The following is a 20485-nucleotide window of genomic DNA, read 5'->3' as shown; positions in this document are numbered from 1 at the left end:
GAGCACGCGTGATGTGATTCACTACACCAGCCGCAACACCACCGCTCCCAGCGCCCCCGCCCACAGCGCTATCGCCGCGATGCCCTGGATCGCAAAGCCCGGACCGCGCTTGGCGGCCGCTTGCGAATAACCAATGAAATAGACGACGCGGCCGATGATCCAGACCGCACCGATCCCCGCCGCGATGCCGTCGCTGATGTAGATCGCGAACAGCCATAGCGCAGGCAGGAAAATCGGCATCCATTCCAGCGTGTTCGCCTGGATGCGGAAGGCGCGCTCGAAATCCGGATGGCCCGATATCGCCGGCACCTTGATGCCGGTCTTGGTGCGCGCCCGCGAGACGTTCATGGTGACGAAGAAATAGAACGCAATCGCCAGCAGCGTAACGAGGGCGGTGAAATGATACATCGCGGGATCCCTTCAAACAGACCGCGCTTCAATACCCGGTCAGCTCGAGATAGCCAACGCCGTCATGCGTCCCGGCAAAGCTGATCGGCCCCTCCCAATAGGAGAAGCCGGTCCCCATCCAGGCCCTGGGATTGAGCGGCTTGCAGAGGATCGAGAACGATCGCGACGGGATCGCGATCTGCCATTCCACCGGCAGCTTGCGTCCCGCAACCTCCGCCGTCGCCTTCGGAATCATCTGGATGTCGCCACCTGTGATCATCTGCGTTTCGCCGGCAGCGCTGATCCAGTTGCCGAACGGATAGTCCCGGCCGTCCTTCTGCCGCAGCCGATACAGCATCAGCTTGTCGCCGGACGACAGATGCAGGGACAGCCAGTCCCAGCCGGTCTGGTCGGCGTCAAGCGGCTGGCTGCTCCATTCGCGGTCCATCCAGGCCTGGCCCGTGACGTCCACCGGTCTGTCGTCGATGGTGAGCGTGCCGCGAGCGCGGTAGAACGGCTGGCTGTAATAATAGGACGCCTGGCCGCGCTCCGATTTGCGGCTGTAGCCCCGATCGCCCTGCAACACGACCGGGCGATCGGCCTCCAGCGTCACGGCGTAGCTGAAATCGGTGCTGGACGCCTTCAGTGCCAGCGGCGCCAAAGTGCGATCGTCGGTGCGCTCGAGAGCCTTCATCTCCCAATCGTCGATCCAGGTATCGAACGGCTTGGCCGTGACGCCGGCCTGCCCGACGCCGCCGCGTGAAAAGACTTCGTTGAAGCGGTGGGTGTCGGCGCGCGTCACCGCGGCGTGCGCCATCCACACCTGCTGATTGGCCCAACCTTCGCGTTGCGGGCCCGGCTGCGCCGCCTGACGGAACAGCGTCCATTGCAGGCCGCAGGCCGCACCGTTGCCGTCGACGAGGTTTGCCGTGAGATACCACCATTCGATCCGAAACTCCGGATGCGGCCCGTGATCGGCGGGGAAGGCGAACGTCTTTCCCGGCGTCACCTTCGCAAAGCCGTCCGCGGTCTCACCAAGCCCGGCATAGCCTTGCGCACTGGCACTGCGTGCCAGCGCCAGCGCAGCGATGCCGCTGGCGAAGGCGCGGCGGGAGATCCGATCAGCGCTCATTGGCAAACACCTTGACGAGGCTGGCCGGCTGCATCCGCGCCAGCCGTATCACCGGCAACAGCGCCGCCAGCAGCGATGCCAACAGCGCGACCGCGACCAGCTCGACCAGTTGCAGCGGAAACACGTGGAACGGCAGCCGCCAGCCGAACGCCTTCACGTTCACGATCGCGATCAGGCACCACGCCACCAGGAGGCCGAGCGGCACGGCGAGCAGCGCCGTGAACAGCGCGACCGACAGCGTCTTGGTCAATTCGATCGCGGCAAGGCGCGGCCGCGTGATGCCGATCGCCCACAGCGGTGCGAGGTGCGGCAGGCGGGAATTCGCCAGCGTCAACAGGCTCGTGAACAGCGCGATCCCTGCGACGCCGAGCGTGAAGGCGTTCAGCGCCGAGGTCACCGCAAAGGTGCGGTTGAAGATGCGGATCGATTCCGCCTTCACCGTCGCCTGGTCGGCGACACTGCGGTCGTCGAGCGCAAATTGCTTCTGCAACGCCGCGATCAGGCCGGGGATGTTCTCCTTCGCGACGATCAGGCCGATCCGGGTTTGCGGCGTCTGCGGAAATTGCCGGATCAGCGCGGCGACGTTGACGGTCAGCTGCCCCTTAGGGTTGCCGTAATCGGCATAGACGCCGACGATGTCGAGCTCCCAGGTCCCGCCCGGCGCCGGCACCTCGACGACGTCGCCGATGCGGACGTTGAGGCGGCGGCTCAGTTGTTCGCTGATGAAGGCGGCATTGCCCGGCATGAGCCGGCTCCAGGCACGCGGCGCGGTTTCCAGCAACGGCCAGCGCTCGCGATACAGCGCGTGATCGGGCAGGCCGAACAATTCCACCGGCTGGCCCTGAAGCTGCGTCTCGGCGCGGCCGCCCGACAGGATTGCCTGCACGTCGCTACGCTCGCGCAGCCAGTCGCGGATGGCAACACCTTGCGCATTGTCGGAGGCGCTGATGTAGACGTCGGCCGCCAGCCGTCCGTTGAGCCAGCCGAGGAAGGTGCGGCTGAACGTTTCTACCATGGTGGACACGCCGACATTGACGGCGAGGGCGAGCAGCAGCGCCATCAGCGCCAGCGACAATCCGGAAAGCTGCTGCCGGCTGTCCGCCCAGAACCACAGCGCAAGCGGCTTCCTCGCGGCGCGCTGGCCCGCGAGCAGGATGATCTCGAGCAACGCCGGCAGGATCAATGCCGCACCGAGCATCAGCGCCGCCAGCACGCCAAAGCCCGCGATCAGCGATTCGCCATAACGAAGCAACAGCAGCGCGACCGCGAACACGGCGCAGGCGGCCAGACTTTGCAGGATCAGCCAGCGGCGCTGCCTATGCTGCCAGGCGTGCGGCTGCGCCGTCGCCAGCACCGGCATCCTGATCGCCTTGATCAGGCTGGTCGCCGCCGCAACGAGCGCGCCCGCAATGCTGATGCCGATGCCGGCGAGCCACCATTCAGGCTGTAAGGTCAGCTGCCCCGGGATCTGTGCGCCATAGAGCCCGCGCAATGACGCCGCGACGTCGGGCAGCAGCACGGCCGCGATGAAATAGCCGCAGACGAGCCCGATCAGCCCGGCGATCAGCGCCAGCGCCACGAGCTCGACCACCATCACGGTGTTGACCAGCCGTGCCGAGGCGCCGCAGGCGCGTAGCGTCCGCAGCATCGGCAGCCGCTGCTCGAAGGCAAGGCCGACAGCCGAGTTGACGATGAACAGGCCGACGAAGAACGACAACAGGCCGAACGCCGTGAGGTTGAGGTGAAAGCTGTCGGTCAGGCGCTCCAGCTCGGTCTCCGCGGTCGGCTCGACCAGCTGCAACTGATCGCCGACCACGCTCGCCAGCGGCGCAGGCCTGCTCTTCGGCTTGCCGATCAGAAGCCGCGAGACCTGATCCGGCTTGTTGAGCAGACGCTGCGCCACGCCGATATCGACCACCAGCACGCCGGGCACCAGCTGCGGCAGCACGCGCAGCGGCGGCAATGTTGTGCCGTCACTGATCGGGGGCGCCGCGCCCTCTGTTTCCTGCAGGTCGCTCAGCGTCTCCCGCGCCACCAATGTCTGGCCCGGCGGCGCCACAAAGCTGCTTAGATCCGCAGCACCGAGGCGCGGTGCGTTGCCGATTTCGACCGGCAGCGTGACCGGCTCGATCCCGAGCAGCCGCACCGAGCGGCCGTTGATCTGGACCCGGCCCTCCAGCGCCGGCGACACCGGCCAGCCGGCGCGGCGCAGCTTGACGAACAGCTCTTGCGGAAAAGTCGCCGCATGGGGCGCGACCAGCATGGCCGTGCGCGCGCCCCCGAACGTCGCGGCGGCGCGGTCATAGGCGTTGCGGGCCTGCTGGTTGATGGCCTGCACGCCGCTCCACAACGCGGTCGCCGCGATCAGTCCGACCAGAAGCGTCGCGAACTGCATCTTGTGACGCCGCCAATGGCTGAGCAGCACCGCGAGGACCCAGAGCGCGCGTCTCATGCGATCCGACCCGCATGCAAAGTGAGATGGCGGTCGAGCGTACCGGCCAGATGCAGGCTATGCGTCACCATCAGGAAGCCGCAGCCGGTGCGCGCGACGAGGTCGCGCGTCAGCGCCAGGACGTTCTCGGCGGTGGCCTCGTCGAGATTGCCGGTGGGCTCGTCCGCCAACAGCAGCGACGGCTTTGTTGCCAGCGCCCGGCCGATCGCGACCCGCTGCTGCTGGCCGCCGGACAATTGCTCGGGATAGCGCTTCAGAAGCGCGCCGAGACCGAGCCGTTCGACCAGCTCCTTGGTCCAGGCCGCATCGTGACGGTCGGCGATCCGCGCCTGAAAGGCCAGATTGTCCGCGACCGACAGGCTCGGGATCAGGTTGAATTGCTGAAACACCAGCCCGATCCGGTCGCGCCGCAAACGGGCGCGCCCTGCGTCGGACAGCGCGGTGACCTCGATGTCCTCCAGCCGGATCGTGCCGCCATCGGCGGCGTCTAACCCCGCGATCAGGTGCAGCAACGTGCTCTTGCCGCTGCCGGACTCGCCGGTCAGCGCGACGCGTTCGCCCTCCTTGAGGTCGAGATCGACGCCACGCAGCACCTGGACCGGCTCGCCGGCCGAGGAGAAGGTCTTGGACAGATTCTTGATGCTCAACACGATGAATGGCGCCGGACGGAATTAGCGGAATTGCTGCGTAGCACACCTGCTGCGGAAATGCCGGGTTGCGTTGGTCTCGAAGCCGTTGTTAGCTCCCAAGACAGCCAAATCAAAAAAGTGCCAAAAGACATCGGCGGGGGAGAATAAAATCATGAGCGTTGAGGGAACGACGGAGGTGGCCGGCAAGACGATCGGGGCCAAGGGAACGCCGAAGGGCGCCTGGACCGTGACGTTTCTTCTCTTTCTCTTCATGGTCGTGAACTTCGCCGACAAGATCGTCGTCGGTCTCGCCGGCGTGCCGATCATGACCGATCTGAAGCTCACCCCGGAGCAGTTCGGCCTGCTCGGCTCCTCGTTCTTCTTCCTGTTCTCGATCGCCGCCATCGTGGTCGGCTTCATCGTCAACAAGGTGCCGACGCGCTGGGTGCTGCTCGTGCTCGCAGTGATCTGGGCGCTGGCGCAGTTTCCGATGGTCGGCACCGTCTCCTTCACCACGCTCCTGATCTGCCGCATCGTGCTGGGCGCCGGCGAAGGCCCGGCTTTCTCGGTCGCCGCGCACGCGATCTACAAATGGTTTCCCGACGAGAAGCGCACGCTGCCGACCGCGATCCTGTCGCAGGGCTCGGCCTTCGGCGTGATCCTGGCGGTACCGGCGCTGAACTGGGTCATCGTCAATCATTCCTGGCACTATGCCTTCGGCGCACTCGGAATCGTCGGTCTGATCTGGGTTTGTGCCTGGCTCGCGCTCGGCAAGGAAGGCCCGCTGGAGGACACGCAGGTCCTGGCCGCGACCGAGCAGAAGATCCCCTACTTGCAGCTTCTCACCTCGCGCACTTTCATCGGCTGCGTCGCGGCGACGTTCGGTGCCTATTGGGCGCTGTCGCTCGGCCTGACCTGGTTCACGCCGTTCATCGTCAAGGGGCTCGGCTTCTCGCAGAGCCAGGCCGGCTTCATCTCGATCCTGCCCTGGGTGTTCGGTGCTACCACGGTCATTCTCACCGGGTGGATCTCGCAGGTGATGATGGCGCGCGGTTACAACACCCGCGTGGCGCGCGGCGTGCTCGGCTCGGTGCCGCTGGTGATCGGCGGGCTGATCCTGGCGATGATGCCGCATGTTCAGGGTGCGGGCCTGCAGATCGCGCTGCTCGTGGTCGGCTCGGGCCTGTGCGGAGCGATCTACGTCGTCTGCCCGCCGATGCTCGGCGAGTTCACGCCGACGTCGCAGCGCGGCGCGATCCTCGCCATCTACGGCGCGCTCTACACGCTCGCCGGCATCGCCGCGCCGGCCGTGATGGGGGCGATGATCCAGCGTGCCGGCAGCACTCTCGACGGCTACCTGATCGGCTTCACCATCAACGCCGTGATCATGGTCGGCTCCGGCCTGCTCGGCCTGCTGCTGCTGTGGCCGAACACGGAAAAGGCCAGGCTGACGCGTGGTGCGGCGACGCAGGCTGCTGCGCTGAAGGGCGCGGTGTCGCCGACGTAAGGAGTGGGCGACCGAGCGATTGCTCCAAGCACACTGTCGTCCCGGACAAGCGAAGCGCAGATCCGGGACCCATAACCGCAGGGCGTGGTTTGGCGAAGACACGGAGTTGGCAGCTTAGCTCCACAACCACTCCCTGTGGTTATGGGTCCCCGCCCCACGTGCGCAATTGCGCACTAGGCGGGGACGACAGCGAGATTGGTGAGACGCCTTCGTGTCTCACATGGAGCCGCGCTTAATTGATCCCCTGCGCGCCCCGAATCAATTTCCCCGGCCGGCGGCCCGTGGCGGCACCCTGCCGCCGCGTTACCACGCCCGAGACGATCGTGGCCTCATAGCCGTCGACGTCCTGCAACAGCCGCCGCCCGCCGACCGGCAGATCGTAATGCACCTTGGGCGGATGCAGGTGCAGCCGGTCATAGTCGATCACATTGAGGTCGGCCTTGTAGCCGGGCGCAATCAGCCCGCGATCGGTGAGGCCGACCGACAGCGCGGTCTTGCGCGACTGCGCCGCGATCACGAACGGGATCGACAGTTTCTCACCGCGCGTGCGGTCGCGCGTCCAGTGCGTCAGCAGATAGGTCGGGAAGCTGGCATCGCAGATGATGCCGCAATGCGCGCCGCCGTCGGACAGGCCCGGCACCGATTGCGGATCGATCAGCATCTCGCGCGTCGCATCGAGATTGCCGTCGGAATAGTTGAGGAACGGCACGTAGAGCATGCCGCGGCCCTGGTCCGACAGCATCGCATCGTAAGCGAACTCTTCCGGCTGCCGGCCCTGCTTGCGCGCTTGCGGCCCCAATGCGTTTTCCGGCGGCTGCTCGTAATCGGGGGGATCGCCGAGCAGGAACATCTTGTCGTAATTGGGCCGGAAGAACAGCGGATCGTCGGTGGCGGTCGCCGTCTCGCTCAGAATGGCCTTGCGCACATCGCTCTGATGCAGCCGTGCCAGCCGCTCCTTCAACGGAAGATGCGCGATCGCCTTGTAGCTCGGATGGGTCTGGAACGGATTGCGCGACAGCTCGAGCCCGAGCAGCAGGCCGACCGGGCGCGCCGCGATCTGTGCGGTGATGGAGAGTCCGCGTTTGGCCGCCGCGTTGATCTCGTCCAGCGTCTGGCGCCAGCGGTTTGGCGACTTGTCGTTCTGCGTGATCGAGAACGAGATCGGACACTTCGTCGTGTCGGCGACCCGTAGCATCATCGGCAGATCTTCGTGGATGGTAGAGAGATCGAGCACGAATTGCAGCACGCTGCGGCCCTGGCTGTGCATCGCCCCGGCGATCGCGGTGAGTTCGTCCTCGCCGGCCTTCAGCGTCGGCGTGAAGTCGCCGGTCGAGGTGCGGTGGTTGAGCGTGCGCGAGGTCGAGAAGCCGAGTGCGCCGGAGCGCACCGCTTCGCCCGCGAGCTTCGCCATCGCGGCATTGTCCTCCGTGGTCGAGGGATCGCGGCGGGCGCCGCGCTCGCCCATGACATAGACCCGCAGCGCCGCGTGCGGCAGCTGCGCGCCGACGTCGATGTCGAAATCGCGCTTGGAGAGCCAGTTCATGTAGTCCGGAAAGCTCTCCCAGGCCCAGGGAATGCCGGCGCTCAGGACCGGCTCGGGAATATCCTCGACGCCTTCCATGAGCTGGATCAGGCGGGTGTGGTCGGCGGGCTTGCACGGCGCAAAGCCGACGCCGCAATTGCCCATGATCGCGGTGGTGACGCCGTTCTGCGACGACGGCGTGATGTCCTGGCTCCAGGTGACCTGGCCGTCGTAATGCGTGTGAACGTCGACGAAACCCGGCGTCACGAGCTTGCCGCGCGCGTCGATTTCTTCTTCGCCCTTGGCCGAAACCTTGCCGACCTCGCTGATCCTGCCGCCGGTAATGGCGACGTCGGCCTCGAACAGCGCGCCGCCGCTTCCATCCGCAACGGTGCCGCCGCGGATGACGAGATCAGGGGTGCTCATGTGTTTCTTCCCGTTTTGTTTTTCTAAGTCTTCTTTCGTCGTCCCGGACAAGCGCAGCGCAGATTTGGGACCCATAGCCACAGGGAGGAGTTTGGCGAAGACTCGTAGTTGGCAGCTTCGCTCCACAACCGCTCCCTGGGGTTATGGGTCCCCGCCCCCCGTGCGCAATTGCGCACTAGGCGGGGACGACGATTGAATTTGTGGCAGCCGCTCTCGCTCCTCAAGAACCGGCTTGTCGCTTCCGCTCCGTGAACGGCGACAGCACCACCGTCGCGACCATGAAGATCACGGACGCGCCGAACACCCAGTGTGGCGCGCTCTGGTCCATGATCCAGCCGAACAGCAGCGGTGAGACGATGCCGCCGAGATTGAAGCCGGTCGAGACGATGCCGAAGGCGCGCCCCGCAGCGCCGGGAGGTGCCGCATTGCGCACCAGCATGTCGCGCGAGGGGGCGATCACGCCGGACAGAAAGCCTGCGAGCGTCATCGCCGCGGTCAGGGCCCAGCCGGGCAGCGTCACCAGCGCGATCAGCAGCACGATGGCCGCGTTCACGGCAAAGCAGGCCGCTGCGACATAGCCGTGGCGTTCGGTGTGATCGGCGAGGAAACCGCCGGCAAGCACGCCGGCGGCGCTGGCGCCAAGGAAGGCCGTCAGCATGACGTTGGCTGCCGAGTAGGACGTGCCATAGCCGCTCATCAGCGCGACGACGCCGAAATTGTTGATACCGGCGACCGACAGGCTGAGCAGCATGAACAGCGCCGTCAGCACGATCAGCGCGGGTGTGATGACAGCCTGCTTCGGCGCGTTCTCCGCGCCCGGCTTCTTCCTGCTGGCGCCGGCGTCGGGAATGTTCATGACGAGCAGCAGCAACGCCACCGCGATGCCGATCGCACCCGATGCGATCAGCGCGCCGGTGCCGCCGGACAGGGTGACGAGTGCCGCCACGATCGCCGGTGCCACCGCGCCGCCGAGAAATCCGGCAAAGGTGTGAATCGAGAAGGCGCGGCCCATCCGTGCCTCGTCCATGTGCTCGGCCAGGATCGCGTAGTCGGCGGGGTGATAGACGCTATTGGCGAGACCCAGCAGCACGGCGCAGGCGATCAGCGAGGCGTAGCTGAGGTGCAGGCCAAGCAGAATCAGCGCGAAGCCGCCGAGCGTGAGGCCGATCAGCAGGATTCTGCGCGCGCCAAAATGGTCGACGAGATAACCGGTCGGCGCCTGCGTCAGTCCGGACACCACCGCGAACACGGTGAGCGCGAAGCCGAGCTCGATATAGCCGACGCCGAGTTGTGCCTTGAGGAATGGGAACAGCATCGGCAGGACCAGCAGATGGAAATGGCTGACCCAATGCGCGATCGAGATTCCGGTCAGCGTCCGTAGCGCGCTGTCCGCCTTGCTTTGCTGCGGTGCGGCGAGAACGTCGACCATTGCAGTTTCGGTTTCACTCCCTGGGAGGCGCGCAAACTATCGGGGAGAGCGGTTATTTGTCCATGAACGCAGGCGCATGGCAGGTAGTGCGGGTGGGGACGCGCCGTCCTCGATAAGCGCCCGGGGGTGCAGCGAGGCGCACTGTGTTCCCTCTCCCGCAAGGGGGGGAACGCAGCGTGCGCGGAGCACGATCGCACTCTCACAACGGCTCGTCGTCCACACCGTAGCGGTCGCGTTTGGGCGTTGCGATGTCGCCGTCCTCGTAGTCATCGTCATCGAGAGGAGGCGGGGGTGTCTTCGCCTTGCCTTCCGCCGGCTTCTTGTTGGCGATCTTGGGCGGCTCGGCTGGTTTGATCTTGGTCATGGCTGGTCCCGGATGGTGATGCTGCACCCGATCCTACCCCGGAAATATGAGCCGTCCCTGACTTAGCGCAACAATCGCACTTGGGGATGGCCTGCGGCCGTCAGTGCACGAGCGGCCCGCCTGCCTTCTTCCAGGCATCCACGCCGCCGGCGATATGGGCGGTGTTGGAAAGGCCGGCCGCCTTGGCGGCGGCCACCGCCATCGCCGAGCGCTCGCCGAAGGCGCAGAAGAACACGATACGGCGGCCGGTGGCGGCCGCGACCTCGCGCAGCATGCCGCCGGGCTTGAGGCTCTCCTCGATGGAGGGATAGGGCGTGTGCAGCGCGCCTTCGAGCATGCCGTGCTTCATCCGCTCGTTGGTCTCACGCAGATCGACCAGCAGCATGTCGGGCCGGCCGAGGATGCGGATCGCCTCGACCGCGCTGAGCGCGCGGCCTTCCTTCTCCAGTTCCTCCTGATGCAGGCCGACATGCATGTTGGCGGGCACCGCGACGTCCATCATCTTCGGATTGGGCAGCTTCAGGTTCGCCATCAGCTCGATATATTCGTCGACCGAACGCACCTGGAGCCTGGGATTGTAGCGCTTCTCCTCACCGATGGTGGAGACGGTGTCGCCCTTGTAGTCGTGCGCCGGAAACACCATCGTCTCGTCCGGCAGCTTCAGCAGCCGGTTGAAGATCGAATCGTACTGTGCGCGCGAAGAACCGTTCTGGAAATCGGTGCGGCCGGTGCCGCGGATCAGCAGCGTGTCGCCGGTGAAGACGCGATCGCCCATCAGATAGGAATAGGAATCGTCGGTGTGGCCGGGCGTATACATCACGTCGAGCGACAGGCCCTCGATCGTCACCTTGTCGCCGTCGGCGACGCGCATCGCCACCACGTCCGCCTTGGTCTGGTCGCCCATCACGGTCATGCAATGGGTGCGGTCGCGCAGCTCGCCGAGGCCGGTGACGTGGTCGGCATGCAGATGGGTGTCGACCGCCTTGACGAGCTTGAGGTCGAGCTCGCGCAGCAATTGGCAGTAGCGGTCGACTTTCTCCAGCACGGGATCGAGGATCAGAGCCTCGCCGCCGGGGCGGCTGGCCAGGACGTAGCTGTAGGTGCCCGAAACGCTGTCGAAGAGCTGGCGAAAGATCATGGCAGGTCGTCCGGCAATGGAACTGACTTTTGAAGATTCTACTACGCCGGAGGTCAGTAGGAGAAGTATTTTGCTGGATAGGTAACAATATTTGGAAGATTGTCCTCCGCGGGAAGAGCGGCGGGCTGGACCCGATGGCCGATCCCACAGGCTCGATGACGCGAGAGCGCGCTTAAGCCCCCTCAGGGCCTCACCACCGTATAACCATTCTCGGCCAGGAACAGGATCTGCCCGACGCCGACCTGCACCGGCGTCGCCGCGGCAATGAACTCCGGCCGCTTGCCGGTCTCGCGCTCGAGCGTATCCACCGTGTTGAGGCAGATGTCGAAGCGCACGCCCTGCGCGATCAGGCTTTCGACCTGCTTGCGACGCTCGCTGCCTGACAGCAAAAGATCGATGCCGGCGCCGAACGTGACTACCTCGATCGCGATCTTGTCGGGGGCGTAGGCTTTCAGAAGATTGTTGGCGACGCTCAGCACCAGCGCCTGCTTCTTCGCATCGCCATCGGAGAGCTGCAGCACGATCTTGTGCTCGGCGAACGGCTTGTCCTGAAGTGGCACCTGCTGCGCCGAAGCCGGCAGGATCGCAGCCCGGACGACCAGCGCCAGCATCAGCGCAAATAAGGTCTGCGCTCGCATCATCCCTGTCCCGCAATGCCCGGATTGTCCTCGACGCCCCTCAGCGTCACGCCGGAGCCGAGCCGCTCCTGAAACATCCGGCCCGCGCGCAGATATCTGCCGACGACATCCCACACCGGCGCGCCTTGCTGGCCGTTGACCGAAGCCCAGCCTGCGACCTTGTAGCGGTGGCTGGCGCTGAGCGCCTTACCGCCAATGAGCTTCACTTCCGAGATGCGGCCGCCGATCGCGGCGGTCGGCGTGCAGGTGTAGCTGAGCCCGCCGGCGCGCACCATGTCGCCGCCCTGCTGGTAATAGGGATCGGCGTTGAAGAGGTTGTCGCAGACGTCTTCCAGCACGTCCTTGATCTGGGCTCCCGTCATCTCCTGCACATAGGTCTCGGGATAGGTGATCGCAGTCTCCGCGAGCAGATCCTCCATGGTCAACGCCTGGCCCGACAGCGCGGTGACGCCCCAGCGGAAGCCCGGCGACAGCGCGATCTCGGCATCGAGCTCGGTGCGCAACGCGGTGCAGATCAGCTCGTCGACGGGCCCGGAGAAATTGCCGCGCCGATAAAGCAGGCGGTCGGGCGTTGCGATCTTCGCCGACCAGTCGGTCACGTGCGGCGCGCGCAGCCGGCCGATCAGCTCGGCCATGGCGGGATCTGGCTTCAGCAGCTCGGAATAAACCGGCAGCAGATGATAATGAATGTCGCCGACCTTGCCCTTGTCGATCGCGAGATCGAGCACGGCGAGGAATTTCCCGTTGGAGCCGGCATTGGTGACGAGCGTGGTGCCGCCCGCGTTCTTCACTGGCATAGGCTGCGGCACGGCGTCATGGGTATGGCCGCCGAGAATGACGTCGATGCCGGTGACGCGGCTCGCGAGCTTGAGGTCGACGTCCATGCCGTTGTGCGACAGCAGGACGACCGCATCGACCTTGTCGGTGCCGCGCAAGGCATCGACATGCTTCTGCAACTCCTCCTCGCGAATGCCGAAGGTCCAGTCCGGCGTGAACCGCTTGGGATGCGCGATCGGCACGTAAGGGAAGGCCTGGCCGACGATCGCGATCCGATGACCGCCGATCTCCTTGATCATCGAAGGCTTGAACACGCGCCCGGTGGCCTTGTCGAAGGCGGGCGCGTCGTTGAACGCGGCTTCCTCGGTCAGGAACACGTTCTGCGCCAGGAACTCGCCCTTGAAGCGCTCGAGATTGTCGCGCAGCACCTGCTCGCCATAGGTGAATTCCCAATGCCCGGTCATCGCTTCGATGCCGAGCAGATTGGCGACCTCGACCATGTCGCGGCCCTGCATGACGTTGGCGAGCCCGGTGCCTTGCCAGAGATCGCCGCCGTCGACGAGCAGCGAGCGCTTTTCGCCGACCTCGCCACGCAAGCGGTCGACCAGCGTCTTCAGATGGGCAAAGCCGCCGAGCTTGCCGAAGCGGCCTGCCGACTTCTCGAACTCGACGCAGGTGAAGGCATAAGCATCGGCGCTGTCGGGACGGATGCCGAACCGGTCGAGAAAGGCGCGGCCGACCAGATGCGGCGGCCGCCCGGCCATCTCACCGATGCCGATATTGATGCTGGGCTCGCGAAAATAAACCGGGTTGAGCTGCGCATGCGTATCGGTGATGTGCAGGATCCGCGCGTTGCCGAAGCGCTCGAGGTCGTAAATGCCCGCGGACTCAGTGCCCCGCGCAAGCCGCGGCAGACTGAGCGATGCAGCGGCAAGGCCTGCGCTCTTCAGGAAATCGCGGCGGCGGATCGCCATATCAAAATTCTCCGCGCCCTCAATGTCGCAAGACTGTTTCAGTTGATGCCAGTCTAGCGGATTTCCATCGCCTTCCAGGCTTCTTTTTCAGAGGTCGCCTGGAAGATCGACGCCTTTGCCAGCGCCTCGGCCTCCCTGGCTGCGGCCGTGGCGCGGTCGAAATCGCCGCCATCCGCCGCTTTCCTGGCCGCGGCCAGCGCCGAGACGGTCACGGTCCACTGATTGCGCAAGCCGGCAGCCTCCTTCGATGCGGCTTCGGCGGTGGCGTAGGCCGCCTTGTAATCCGCTTCATTTGCCGCGCGCGCCGCTGGCGCGAGGCTCAGCGCCAGCAGCATGGCGAGGGGAAGTGACCGCTTCATGGCCGCGCTCCCGGTCCCGATATCGGCAGGCCGTTGGCAACGTAGGACAGGAAATACTCGACGTCGCGATATTCGTCGGACTGCGGCTCCAGCGGAACCGCGCGGGTCTGGCTGTTGCAGGTGACGAAGCGGCGGCTGGTCGTGCCCATGCCGCTCCATTCGGAGCGGTAGATCGGCATCGCGTTGAGGATGCCGAGCGCCGGCGCCAGGATCTCGGCGCGGATGCGCTCGCCCGGGCTCTGCACATGGCAGCTGGCGCAGGAGAAGTTCATCTGGCCGCGCCGCGTGTAGAAATAGCGCTTGCCGTTCTCGAATGCCGCGAGCGCCCGGGGATCATCGGGAATCTTGATGTCCATCGGCTTGCCGCGCGAGGTGAAGGCCATGTAGGCGGTGAGCGAGGCCATCTCGTCCTTGACGTAGGAATAGGGCGCCTCTCCATTCGCCTCGCGGCAGCGGTTGAGCGCGAGCTCCAGCGTGACGACCTTGCCCTCCTTCTCGTCGAAGTAAGGATAGTTCTGGCGGATGCCGATGCCGCCGTTGGGGAAGCAATCGGCGTAGGTCTTGCCGTTCTTGAACGGGGTGGCGAACATCTCCTTGCCGGCGTCGAGCGCGAACTCGTAAGGAGGGAATTCCTCCTTCTCCTGCCACTGCCGCTTCATGTCCGCGTTCATGGAATACGGACCGTTGACGAAGTCCTCGTGCTTCACATCGGGAAATTTCTGGAAGAAGAAGTGCTGGAACGCCTTGGCATCGGCGACCGGATCGACCTTGTCCGCCGCGATGACGCGCGGAGAGGTGAGGGCGAACGCAACGAGCGCGGCGCCGAGCGAGCCAAGCAGCAGGGCGGATCGGGTCTTCATCACGAAATCTTCGCGGTGGTCGTATCCGACGCACCCTTGTTGTCGGTCCAGGAGATCTTGAGGTCGTCGCCCTTCTTGGCCCCCTTGAAGCTGAACTTGACGTAGGGATCCTTGGAGACCGCAGTGCCCCAATCGGCGACGAAGACGTCCTTGCCGTTACATTCGAATTTCAGCTGCTGGATGAAGTGCGCAGGGATCAGCTCACCCTTGGGATCCTTGACCAGGCCGGTATCCATGGGGTGCTGGATCAGCGCCTGCACCTCGGTGATGTCGCCATTGGATGTTGCGCGCACGCGAATGCTTGATGCCATCGGACCGATCCTCCTAGCCGCCGCAGCCGCCGACGGTGACCTTCACTTCCTTGGTCGCGCTGTAGAGCTTGCCGTCAGCCTCGACGATGGCGACCAATTTGGTGGTCTTGGCCATTTTCAGCCGGTTGGCGACGCCCGGAATCGTGCCGTCGGCGATCTTGTAGGACGCGGCGAGCGCGTAAGGGTTCTCGGTCACGAAGAACGAGATCGAGGTCACTTTCTCGAGCGTGGTCGTCACCGACACCGGCACGACGCCACCGTTCTCGGCGATCTCGGGCGCATCCAGCTTGACCTTGTCGGAGGGCTCGGCGGTCTTGCCATAGAGCGCCTTGATCGCGTCGGCCTCGTTCTTCTGCTTGAAGGCCTCTTCCGGATATTTGTCGTTGGCCGCAGCACGCGCGGGCGTCGCCGCGAACGGCAGATTGCCGAGGCCGAGCAGGGCGACCGAGGCCGCGCCCTGAAGGATCAGGCGCCTTGTCGCAAGCGGGCCGGTGGTCGTGGTCATCGGGGGTCTCCTGGGCAGCCGGCCGTTACAGGGTCTGCAGGAAATCAACGATCGCGCTGATCTCCTGTTCGGTCAAAATCCGGTTCCGGCCGAACGGCGGCATCATGGTCTGCGGATTGCGCTTGGTCTCGTCGAAGATGATCGCGGTGAGTTCGTTGCGATCGGGGTACCTGGCCCTGAGGTCCTTCAGTTCCGGCCCGATTGTTCCCGGCAGGTCGCCGCCTTTGATGACGTGGCAGGTCAGGCAATTGCCCTTGCCGCGATCGAAAGCGAGCTTCTGGCCGTCGGCGACAGCGGATTGTGCCCGTGCCGGAGCCGCAGCCGCGCCGGCGGCGAGGACCAGCGCCACCACGACGGCAAGCTTGCAAGGAAAGGCGGTCAAGGCATCGTCCCAAGCGTTATGTCGATGATCTCGTTTGCGGAAATATAAGCGTTCCAAAGCACAAAGGGCATCGCCTGACAATCAAGACTATGCACGCGGCAAAATGGAGTTAATATCCTCCGCATTGCAACCGATGAGATAGTTTGTTCATCTAACAGGTCGGCACTAGCAAATTATTCTAGGGCGTTTGGCCCTTACCGTCGTCTTTGCTGTTTCACATTCATTGGGGACTCATTTGGCTGAATATGTCGTCGAATTTGGCAGAGATGGCGGACGGGTCGAGCCGGATGGGCGGCTCGATGCACCGGCGTTCCATCGCAACCATGTGCCGATCTGGTCAGCGCTGGAAAAGCACCTCACAGGGCTGACCGGCAACGTGGTCGAGCTCGGCAGCGGAACCGGCCAGCATGTGGTCCATTTCGCCCGTCACACGCCCGGCCTGATCTGGTGGCCGAGCGACCTCAACCAGCGCCACCTCAAGAGCATCGAAGCCTGGCGCGTTCACGCGGGCCTCGCGAACATACGAAGCCCCTTGCGGATCGATCTCACCGATCCCGACTGGTGTCCGGAGATGAAAAGCGGGCAGGCGCCGACGAGCCTTGCGGCTGTGTTCTGCGCCAATGTCATCCACATCGCGCCCTGGGTCGTGGCCGAGGGCCTGTTCGCCGGCGCCGGCCGCTACTTACGCCCCGACGGCAAGCTGTTCCTCTACGGCCCGTTCAAGCGCGACGGCAAGCACACCGCGCTCAGCAATGCGGTGTTCGACACCTCCCTGCGTGAAGGCAATCCCGAATGGGGCGTGCGTGACATCAGCGATGTCGAGATGCTCGCGCGCGGTGCGGGTCTTCGCCTCGTCGATACGCTCGACATGCCCGCGAACAATCTGACGCTGGTGTTCGAGCGGTAGCTGAGGCGTTGCCGACTTAAGTCCGGGCGGCGCGCCACAACGGCGATGCGCTCCCTCCCCCCTTGCGGGGGAGGGCGGGGGAGAGGGGTAGCCCGGCAAACGGTCTATCCATCTGTGCTCGTGACGCGCGTGCAAGTCGAGAGAGTCCCCGTGTGGTACCCCCCTCCCTGCCCCTCCCCCGCAAGGGGGGAGGGAATGAGAGAGCCGCGCCTCCCTCACATCGTGCTACGATCCAAGCCTCGACGCGACGTCACGGCTACGCCTCGCCATCCCCCCACCCGATCTTCTCCTTCAAGAACCGGAAACCGAGCACCTCGAAGCCGGCGCGCTCCCTGTTGTCCTTGCCGTAGCCGTGACCGCCGGCTTCCGGCTCGTAGAACCAGGCCTCGTAGCCCATGGCCTGCAGCTTGGCCGCCATCTTGCGGGCGTGGCCGGGATGGACGCGGTCGTCGCGCCTTGTGGTGGCGATCAGGATCGGCGGATAGGATTGGCCGGCTTTCACGTTGTGATAGGCCGAGTAGGTCTTCAGCCACTCCCACTCCTCGGCCTTGTCGGGGTCGCCATATTCCGCGATCCAGCTCGCGCCCGCGAGCAGTTTGGTGTAGCGGCGCATGTCAATCAGCGGGATGGTGCAGAACAGCGCGCCGAAGCGCTCGGGGTAGCGCACCAGCATGTTGGTGATGAGGATACCGCCGTTCGACCCGCCCTGGGCCGCGATGCGCTTCGGCTGCGTTACCCCGCGGCGGACGAGATCGGCCGCGACCGCGGCGAAATCGTCGTGCGAGAGTTTCTTGCCGGCGAGCCGGCCGGCATCGTGCCAGCGCGTGCCGAACTCGCCGCCGCCGCGCAGATTGGCCTGCACGATGGTGCCGCCACGCTCCAGCCAGAGCTTGCCGAGCGAGGAGTTGTAATACGGCTTCACCGAATGTCCGAAGCCGCCATAGGCGCTCATATAGACCGGCGCATCGCCGGTCTCGCCTCCCGGGCCGGTTTGGACATAGGGAATGCGCTCGCCGTCAACAGAGACCGCCTCGTGCTGCGTCACCACGAGCCCGTCCGCGGTGAACGTCTTCGGTGCCTGCTTCAGCACCACCGGGCTTGCGACGCCGCGCGCGATCAACAGCAGCGACGGCGGGGTGAGCGGATCCTGCACATTGGCGAGCAGATCGCCATTGCTCTCGCTGGGATGACGATCAAGCGGCCAGACGTCGACCACGCCGATCTCAGGCAGGCCGCCAAGCGTCTCGCGGCTCCAGCCCGCAGCCGACGGCGTGCAGATCTCAAAGCGCGGACGCAGCTCGTCGAGGATCGACAGCACGAGCTTGCCCGCGGCCCAGAACAGGCCCTGCAAAGCGCGCCGCGGCGCCGGCCCGAACAGCACCGCAAAATCGCGGCTGCCGTTCAGGAACGCCGACAGCGAGATGCCGAGCACGGTGTCGGTAGCGTAGGTCCGCCCCTGCACGGCCCAGTCCTTGCGCAGCTTCATCGCGAACCAGTCGCCATGGGCCTGCAGCCAGATCCCGGTCGGCAGATCGAGCTTCGTCAGCGTGCCTGCCGTGTCGCGCAGCCAGACCGCGTGATTGAAGAAGTCGATCTGGTCGACGATCCAGACCCGCGGCCGAGGTCCGGTGTCGTCGGCCAAGCCATAGATGACCATGTGCTCGGCGGTGGTCTCGGTGATCACTTCGGCCTGATCGACCGGCTGGCCGCGCCGCCACAGGCGAACTGTCCGCGAGTATCCGGAGTCCGTCACCATGCCCTCGCCATGGGCGCTCGACAGCAGCAGCGTATCGGCATCGAGCCAGTCCGCGCCGCCCTTGGCTTCCGGCAGAGTAAAGCCGTCCGCGACGAAGCTCTTCGTAACGAGGTCGAATTCCCGCAACGTCACGGCGTCGCTGCCACCGCGCGACAGGCTCAAAATGGCGCGCGAGCTTCCCGGCGTCGTGGCGATCCCGCTCAGCAGCCAATCCTCGCCTTCGCGCGCTGCGAGCTTGTCGATATCCAGCATGGTCTCCCACGCGGGAGCAGCTTTGCGAAACTCCGTCAGCGTGGTCCGCCGCCACAGGCCGCGCGGGTTGGCGGCGTCCTTCCAGAGATTGTGCAGATCGGTGCCGCGCCGGCTGACATAGGGGATGTTGTCCGGGCGATCGTAGATCGCCGCGAGGATGTCGCGGTCGTGCTCGAAGGCCTTGCCACCGAACGCCTGGAGCGTCAGCTGGTTCTGCCGCCCGACGAAATCGAGCGCTTGCGTGCCCTCGATCTCCTCCAGCCAGAGCCAGGGATCGTCGTCGGGAGCGCTGAGCGTGGGCCTGTCGTCGACGGACATGAACGAGACTCCGAAAAGGTGCGGCGGATAGGATTTGATCGAGCGCAAGCCGTCAAGCGCGCGGCCCGCTATCATCGCAGCGATTGCGTCAGAGGCATGGCCTGCGCCCGTTTGCGCCGGTTGCCCGTCTCCCTGCGTCCCTCCATAGTGCCGGGAATCAACAACGCCCTTGAGCCCGTTGGGGCGGAAATGCCGATGCTTGACGTGACTTCTGCCCATGAGATCGCCGACGACGCCCGCGTGCGTGCCAATGTGGTGCGCCTGGCCGCAGCCCAGGCGCTGACCGGTGCCAACTCGGCCGTGATCTTCGCCACCGGCGCCATCGTCGGCGCCACGCTCGCGCCCGACATGTCGTTCGCGACCGTGCCGATCTCGATGTATGTGGTCGGACTTGCTGCCGGCACGCTGCCGACCGGCGCGATCTCGCGCCGTTTCGGCCGCCGCGTGGCCTTCGTCATCGGCACCGGCCTCGGCACGCTCACGGGCCTGCTCGGCTCGTTCGCGATCCTGCACGGCTCGTTCGCGCTGTTCTGCATCGCGACCTTCCTCGGCGGCCTCTACGGCTCCGTCGCGCAATCCTATCGCTTCGCCGCCGCCGACGGCGCCAGCGCGGCCTACCGGCCCAAGGCGGTGTCCTGGGTGATGGCGGGCGGCGTGTTCGCCGGCGTGCTCGGTCCGCAGCTCGTGCAATGGACCATGGACGTCTGGCAGCCCTATCTGTTTGCCTTCAGCTTCCTGGTGCAGGCCGCCGTGGCCCTGATCGCGATGGGCATCGTCGCCGGCGTCGATATGCCAAAGCCCGCGCCGGCCGATCTGCATGGCGGCCGGCCGCTGCTCACGATCGTGACGCAGCCGCGCTTCGTCGCGGCGGCGCTGTGCGGCATCATCTCCTATCCCATGATGAATCTGGTGATGACCTCGGCGCCGCTCGCCATGAAGATGTGCGGCCTGTCCGTGTCCGATTCCAATTTCGGCATTCAATGGCACATCGTCGCGATGTACGGGCCGAGCTTCTTCACGGGCGCGCTGATCGCCCGCTTCGGTGCGCCGAAGATCGTGGCCGCCGGCCTGCTGCTGGAGGCCGGCGCCGCCGGCATCGGTCTCTCCGGTCTCACCGCGATGCATTTCTGGGCCACGCTGATCGTGCTCGGCGTCGGCTGGAATTTCTCCTTCATCGGCGCCTCCGCGCTGGTGCTGGAGACGCACCGGCCGCAGGAGCGCAACAAGGTGCAGGCCTTCAACGATTTCCTGGTGTTCGGCATGATGGCGATCGGCTCGTTCTCCTCCGGGCAATTGCTCGCCAATTACGGCTGGTCGGCGGTGAACCTGGTGGTGTTCCCGCCGGTGGTTCTCGGTCTCGTCGTGCTCTCGCTGGTCTCCTGGGCCCGCCGCCGCAAGGCGCGGTTGGAAGCGGCGATGGGCGAGTTCCCGGACGCGATCTGACTGGCAAGAGATTGTCA

Annotated in this window: 19 protein-coding genes; 3 read left to right on the top strand and 16 right to left on the bottom strand. The window is 65.4% G+C overall.

The annotated features are described in order from the left end of the window. Positions 1 to 21: 21 nt before the first annotated feature. From AABA84_RS19015 to AABA84_RS19000, 4 genes are read right to left on the bottom strand one after another with little or no spacing between them, the layout of a single operon-like run. Positions 22 to 408: an MAPEG family protein gene (locus tag AABA84_RS19015; protein WP_212243853.1), complete on the bottom strand. Its 387-nt coding sequence runs from the start codon at positions 406 to 408 to the stop codon at positions 22 to 24. 28 nt (positions 409 to 436) lie between these two features. Next, the gene (locus tag AABA84_RS19010) at positions 437 to 1519 is read right to left on the bottom strand and encodes a lipocalin-like domain-containing protein (RefSeq protein ID WP_338312738.1); all 1083 of its coding nucleotides are present in this window, start codon (positions 1517 to 1519) and stop codon (positions 437 to 439) included. Continuing rightward, complete coding sequence (locus AABA84_RS19005) at positions 1509 to 3971, bottom strand: ABC transporter permease (protein ID WP_338312737.1); 2463 nt, start codon at positions 3969 to 3971, stop codon at positions 1509 to 1511. The genes AABA84_RS19010 and AABA84_RS19005 overlap by 11 nt, the downstream gene beginning before the upstream one ends. Next, positions 3968 to 4621, bottom strand: coding sequence for an ABC transporter ATP-binding protein (locus AABA84_RS19000; protein ID WP_212243858.1), 654 nt, complete (start codon positions 4619 to 4621; stop codon positions 3968 to 3970). The genes AABA84_RS19005 and AABA84_RS19000 overlap by 4 nt, the downstream gene beginning before the upstream one ends. A 151-nt stretch (positions 4622 to 4772) precedes the next feature. Between AABA84_RS19000 and AABA84_RS18995 the strand changes: the two genes are divergently transcribed. Continuing rightward, complete coding sequence (locus AABA84_RS18995) at positions 4773 to 6107, top strand: MFS transporter (RefSeq protein ID WP_338312735.1); 1335 nt, start codon at positions 4773 to 4775, stop codon at positions 6105 to 6107. Between the two features lie 232 nt (positions 6108 to 6339). Here AABA84_RS18995 and AABA84_RS18990 read toward each other — a convergent pair whose 3' ends face one another. The 11 genes from AABA84_RS18990 to soxX form a co-directional block, all read right to left on the bottom strand. Continuing rightward, positions 6340 to 8055 carry an N-acyl-D-amino-acid deacylase family protein gene (locus tag AABA84_RS18990; RefSeq protein WP_338312734.1) on the bottom strand — a complete coding sequence of 572 codons (1716 nt, stop codon included), beginning with the start codon at positions 8053 to 8055 and terminating at the stop codon, positions 6340 to 6342. 220 nt (positions 8056 to 8275) lie between these two features. Continuing rightward, on the bottom strand, positions 8276 to 9484 hold the full coding sequence (locus AABA84_RS18985) for an MFS transporter (protein ID WP_338312733.1): 1209 nt from the start codon (positions 9482 to 9484) through the stop codon (positions 8276 to 8278). A gap of 199 nt (positions 9485 to 9683) precedes the next feature. Beyond that, a complete protein-coding gene (locus AABA84_RS18980; RefSeq protein WP_212243863.1) occupies positions 9684 to 9848 on the bottom strand; it encodes a hypothetical protein in 165 nt (54 codons plus the stop codon). Positions 9849 to 9948: 100 nt separating this feature from the next. After that, a complete protein-coding gene (locus AABA84_RS18975) occupies positions 9949 to 10986 on the bottom strand; it encodes an MBL fold metallo-hydrolase (RefSeq protein ID WP_212243864.1) in 1038 nt (345 codons plus the stop codon). A gap of 182 nt (positions 10987 to 11168) precedes the next feature. Then, complete coding sequence (locus tag AABA84_RS18970) at positions 11169 to 11627, bottom strand: DsrE family protein (protein WP_338312732.1); 459 nt, start codon at positions 11625 to 11627, stop codon at positions 11169 to 11171. Continuing rightward, positions 11624 to 13375, bottom strand: a complete 1752-nt coding sequence (gene soxB, locus AABA84_RS18965) for a thiosulfohydrolase SoxB (protein WP_338312730.1) — start codon at positions 13373 to 13375, stop codon at positions 11624 to 11626. Before soxB ends, AABA84_RS18970 begins: the two co-directional genes overlap by 4 nt. 53 nt (positions 13376 to 13428) lie before the next feature. Further along, complete coding sequence (locus tag AABA84_RS18960; RefSeq protein WP_212243870.1) at positions 13429 to 13734, bottom strand: hypothetical protein; 306 nt, start codon at positions 13732 to 13734, stop codon at positions 13429 to 13431. Further along, positions 13731 to 14594, bottom strand: coding sequence for a sulfur oxidation c-type cytochrome SoxA (gene soxA, locus AABA84_RS18955; protein ID WP_338312728.1), 864 nt, complete (start codon positions 14592 to 14594; stop codon positions 13731 to 13733). The genes AABA84_RS18960 and soxA overlap by 4 nt, the downstream gene beginning before the upstream one ends. Beyond that, positions 14594 to 14905 (bottom strand): thiosulfate oxidation carrier complex protein SoxZ, encoded by a 312-nt coding sequence (gene soxZ / locus AABA84_RS18950; protein WP_028139707.1) that lies wholly within the window; start codon positions 14903 to 14905, stop codon positions 14594 to 14596. The genes soxA and soxZ overlap by 1 nt, the downstream gene beginning before the upstream one ends. Before the next feature lie 13 nt (positions 14906 to 14918). Further along, on the bottom strand, positions 14919 to 15410 hold the full coding sequence (gene soxY / locus AABA84_RS18945) for a thiosulfate oxidation carrier protein SoxY (protein ID WP_212243874.1): 492 nt from the start codon (positions 15408 to 15410) through the stop codon (positions 14919 to 14921). Between the two features lie 25 nt (positions 15411 to 15435). Next, positions 15436 to 15792 (bottom strand): sulfur oxidation c-type cytochrome SoxX, encoded by a 357-nt coding sequence (gene soxX / locus AABA84_RS18940; RefSeq protein ID WP_445083413.1) that lies wholly within the window; start codon positions 15790 to 15792, stop codon positions 15436 to 15438. Between the two features lie 235 nt (positions 15793 to 16027). On the opposite strand from soxX, the gene AABA84_RS18935 reads away from it, so the two are divergent. Continuing rightward, complete coding sequence (locus AABA84_RS18935) at positions 16028 to 16699, top strand: DUF938 domain-containing protein (RefSeq protein ID WP_212243876.1); 672 nt, start codon at positions 16028 to 16030, stop codon at positions 16697 to 16699. A gap of 256 nt (positions 16700 to 16955) precedes the next feature. On the opposite strand, the gene AABA84_RS18930 is transcribed toward AABA84_RS18935, so the two are convergent. Continuing rightward, positions 16956 to 19025, bottom strand: a complete 2070-nt coding sequence (locus AABA84_RS18930) for a prolyl oligopeptidase family serine peptidase (protein WP_338312727.1) — start codon at positions 19023 to 19025, stop codon at positions 16956 to 16958. A gap of 195 nt (positions 19026 to 19220) precedes the next feature. On the opposite strand from AABA84_RS18930, the gene AABA84_RS18925 reads away from it, so the two are divergent. Beyond that, positions 19221 to 20468 carry an MFS transporter gene (locus tag AABA84_RS18925; RefSeq protein ID WP_338312726.1) on the top strand — a complete coding sequence of 416 codons (1248 nt, stop codon included), beginning with the start codon at positions 19221 to 19223 and terminating at the stop codon, positions 20466 to 20468. The last annotated feature ends 17 nt before the right edge of the window (positions 20469 to 20485 follow it).

Source organism: Bradyrhizobium sp. TM239, assembly GCF_036247985.1.
Taxonomy (GTDB): domain Bacteria; phylum Pseudomonadota; class Alphaproteobacteria; order Rhizobiales; family Xanthobacteraceae; genus Bradyrhizobium; species Bradyrhizobium ottawaense.
This window is presented reverse-complemented; position numbering and strand designations above follow the sequence as displayed.